3 protein-coding genes are annotated in these 3261 nt (G+C 39.1%); 1 reads left to right on the forward strand and 2 read right to left on the reverse strand.

The genetic code is table 11. The features are described from left to right. Positions 1–34 precede the first annotated feature (34 nt). Positions 35–259: a DUF3606 domain-containing protein gene (locus tag BM202_RS36380; RefSeq protein WP_093835499.1), complete on the reverse strand. Its 225-nt coding sequence runs from the start codon at positions 257–259 to the stop codon at positions 35–37. Between the two features lie 1052 nt (positions 260–1311). Between BM202_RS36380 and BM202_RS36385 the strand changes: the two genes are divergently transcribed. Continuing rightward, positions 1312–1920 (forward strand): hypothetical protein, encoded by a 609-nt coding sequence (locus BM202_RS36385; protein ID WP_093835501.1) that lies wholly within the window; start codon positions 1312–1314, stop codon positions 1918–1920. A gap of 797 nt (positions 1921–2717) precedes the next feature. On the opposite strand, the gene BM202_RS36395 is transcribed toward BM202_RS36385, so the two are convergent. Further along, entirely contained in the window at positions 2718–2957 is a 240-nt protein-coding gene (locus tag BM202_RS36395) for a hypothetical protein (protein WP_093835505.1), read from the reverse strand. Between the last annotated feature and the right edge of the window lie 304 nt (positions 2958–3261).

Below are 3261 nucleotides of genomic sequence, written 5' to 3' on the forward strand. Positions count from 1 at the left end.
GGGCGACGCCCCAATCACTTAGTACAAATCCTATCTAGATTAGGCTTGGCTCATCGTCGCTGCTGTTCATTTGTTCTGCTGATTTGTCTTTCAAATACTTCTCTACTTGGTTAGCCATCGCACCTACTGCGTTAATGGCATCCAGCAGTTGCCCTTTTGTGCATTTATACTGTTTGGTTCGATACTCTATTTCATATTTCTCGTGAATGTTGATTTGTCGATCCTCAACAAATTCAAACTTCTTCTTTTTACCTGGCATCAGTATATCAGCTTAGGAGGATTAAAGTAGGAACAAAATAGATAGGTTATCTTTAGCTATACAAATTGCTGACGCATAACAGGGGACAAAGGGGGAAAAAAGGTTTTATGAGCAAATTTTAATAATACTCTCAAAATTTGCTTTTAAAGTACAGTTAGGGGTGGTTTATGTCTGAAAAAAACCTTGGGGTTTGGAGTGAAACCCCAATCACTATAAACAGCGTTGCAGACTCCGCATCAAATTAAGCAAGTCAACAGGTCAAGACAGGGTACAATCCATAGATGGTATGCGAGCAATAGCGAAAATAATAGGCGTGTTTTTAATTATACTAACAGCTCTTTTGCTGGTCTTAATCATTGCTGGGGTACTCCATGTCTGGAAGTAGCATAAATCTTCCGGCGCGCGTATTATCGTGGTACGGTCTTGTTAAAGAGCGAGACGGAACGCTATTTCGCTACGCTCATACCGTTCGTCCCGTCCTACGGAATTGATTATCAAAGGGTTAAAAATTAAATACTAATTACTTTTGCACACAGTTCTCCTAACTCTCTGATTGCCAATTTCTATCTGTGTATTTTTGAGTAGCCAGCCATGTTTAACACCTTAAAAATCTCCCTACAGTCCGCTTTTAAGGTGTTAAACGGCTTCTTTCTCTCCGATTGTTGAGAAAGCAAAAACCCTGCTGTACCAAGGTTAGCAGGGTCTAATTTCAAAGCTAGGTCAACGATGGTCGGGCCTCGTCTGGAGTAGGCACTAGACCTATCTAACGGGAAGAGTCAAATCCTTGACTCAGCAAGTAAAAGTAACGACTTGTAAGGAGAGCTGTAAAGTTTGGAGTTCGCTTCGCTCACGAGTGTATTTAAGAACTTAAGAAGAGACCCTTTACAACTAATTGATAATCAGCGTATGCTATTTTGAGTTTCTCGAAGTTGAATTTTGAGTTACTCAAACTTTCATTTTGAAAAAAGTGTCAAAAAATCAAAATAGGTCTTTGATCACATCAAAATCACATTTAGATTTACAGCATATAAAATTTAAATGTGATTTTGATTATGAGGTCAACTTATCGAAAAGTTAATGAGCATAGCCTTAATAAAGCTAATCCATTCTTGGATGACACTCTTCAACATATTGAAAAAGGAGAAAAAACTTTACTATTTGGGCAGAAGAACCCTGATTTGATTATTGATTCTGATAGTCAGGTTAAAGGTCACTCACTATTTGCTCGTAAGGTAACTGTTGATAAAGCTAAGTTTATGAAGGTATTTATGAGTGGCTTGTCTAATTGGTTTGATCTCTCTAAGGCTGGAATAAAGATGTTTGCTTACGTAGCTAATCAGGTAGGGCCTAATAAGGATACTTTTGACCTCGATTTCGATGATTGTAAAGCCTTTACAGGTTATAAGGGTACTAGTACTATCCTATCTGCACTTGCAGAGCTTATGGAGAACAAATTCATAGCTCGAGGGCCAAATCCATATAAGTATTATATCAATCCGACCATCTTTTTTAATGGTGATCGCCTGACCTTTGTTGAACAGTACGAAGTCGAGAAGACATCAGAGCAAAAGAAAATTGATGGTCGGCAGATGGATCTTTTAGAATTGATTGATGAGCTGAAGGCAGAAAAAGCTCAAGCCATTACAAACGATATTGGCTAAAACGGACGCGAGCCATGCAGGGATGCAACTCGTTAGGGATAGGCCATACCACGGACAACCGTGCTATCCCACCTTGATAGCTTGAAGCCAGGTGGGATTTTTTTATTATGCATGAATTATCATAGGATTGCAATAAAGGGCTCTTCTACTAGAGGGGTCCTTTTTCGTGTCCTACGGCCACGAAAGGCAATAGAAAAGGGACAAAGGGGAAAAAAAGAACGTAATTAAAGCAACTTACTTTTATTAAGTTCTTTTTTATAAAACAGGGTAAAAAACAAGTAGGCCATACTATTCAGTACAGCCTGCTTGTTCCCATTTTATCTTCAAGCGCCCTGCTTATCAGGGTATGCAAATTTACGAACCGAATGTGTACAGTTGATGTGGCTCTATGCCTAAGAAAATCCTGTAGATTTGGGGGCTAGCCCCCAATTACTTAAACCGCGTCGCAGACTCCATTTTCAAGGAAATTAGACGCTACAAGAATAGTATGAAAAAAGTCTACGGTCATACCCTAATACAGCAGACTTTTTTTTTGATGTACAGTTAGGGGTGCTCTATGCCTGAAAAAAACCTGTCACTATAAATGCGTCGCAGACTCCGTATTCATTTTAATGAAGTTGTATAGGTCTATGCTGCTTAGCATCAATTGACCATCAACTAAAGACGATTTTAGTTTACCTCTACGAATCAGCGATTGGACCATACTTACTCTCAAATTGAGAGCTATAGCGGCTTCTTGGAGTGAATAATAATACATGATGAACTTTTTTGCCACATTCGCAAAGAAGCCACACTTGCTATGCACAGCGTCTTATACTTCGATCAAGTAGTTGACCATCTTTAAAAACAAGCATAACTTCTCTAGGATCAATTACCTTACTTTGATAAATATAGATGTAGATACCGGGTAAGGTCTTAATTTCTTTAAAGTCTCCCTTACTAATAAGCAATTGAGCTGAGCACAAATCATTAATCAATGCTGCACTAGTTTCGTCAATTCCCTTTACACGTACAACCTGATTGTGATATTGTATCATAGCTTTATAGTTCCAAGCCAGGTGGAGCTTTTAAAAACTTTTAGGACGTTACATTGTAGGTTTGCTTAAAGGGCTCTTCTAGTAGAAGGGTCCTTTTTCGTGTCCTACGGCCACGGGATTTTTTTAGGCATGGACCACCCCAACTGTGTACAAAAAAAAGCGAAAAGACGCACAGACTGTTAGTAGCCTTGGAAGGAATTATAGTTTAGTGAATGGTTTATCCCAAAAATCGGCTCAATGATGTGGCCGATTTTTTTGTACACAGTTGGGGTGGTCCATGCCTAAAAAAATCCTGGGGTTTGGG

The sequence above is a fragment of the Spirosoma endophyticum genome (assembly GCF_900112365.1).
GTDB lineage: Bacteria > Bacteroidota > Bacteroidia > Cytophagales > Spirosomataceae > Spirosoma > Spirosoma endophyticum.